The following is a 792-nucleotide window of genomic DNA, read 5'->3' on the forward strand; positions in this document are numbered from 1 at the left end:
TTTACGTCCGCTGTATCCCGCGCTCTTTGCGGTGAAGTTCAAAAATTCGTTCCCGACGTTCGCGATACAAACATCCCCCGCCGATCCTCAAATAGACCGGGACGTAACAGCCAATGGTCTCGCCAAACCGACCGGCCGAACGCGCCATGACCCGCAGGCCAAGTATGTTGACGCGCTCTCCCTCACGCGATGCGCGAAGGAAGGCTACTCCCCAGTGACCGGGGGATTCTAGCGGGTGTGGGGGCTTGCAACAAGCTTGCGGGGGTGAAGGGGGTGAGGGGGTTAAAGCGGGGGAGGTGGGGTGAAGCACTGCAGGAAATAAAAAAGGGCTTAGGCGACGTGTGTGTCGTTACCCTACCGATGTCGCAAAAGACACCCTACTCGTGTCGTTTACGCCCTTCAGAGACGCGATTTCGGGGGAATACCAGCCCGCGAGAGCCCTCATTTCTGGAGGAGCGACACCCTACAGATGTCGCACTTTCGAGGAAGACACCCTACAGATGTCGCACTATGATTTCCCTCAGAGCCTTACTGGACAAGGCTTTGAAGCATAGTCGCCTTCTACTCCGAGTGCCGAAGGCGCCTGACCGGCGTTATTTCGAACAAAAAGCAACCATTTCGCATAACGGGCTCTCGCCGGGCGCGTGTTCAAATGCCCCATCCCGCAAATCCCTGTACATATATAAGGGCTATCCATTTAGCTCCACAATTTCACATTATGGTGAAGCTTTGACCTTTGGCGGACGTTGCGCGATCTGGCGATACGTGACGGGTTCGGCCACTACGGCCTGC

The 792-nt window shown here is 56.2% G+C and carries 1 riboswitch.

Annotation, left to right across the window (positions count from 1 at the left end):
- Positions 1-46 precede the first annotated feature (46 nt).
- Positions 47-225: riboswitch (yybP-ykoY riboswitch) on the reverse strand.
- Between the last annotated feature and the right edge of the window lie 567 nt (positions 226-792).

Origin of the sequence: Paraburkholderia phenoliruptrix (genome assembly GCF_902859825.1) — a bacterium.
GTDB lineage: Bacteria > Pseudomonadota > Gammaproteobacteria > Burkholderiales > Burkholderiaceae > Paraburkholderia > Paraburkholderia phenoliruptrix.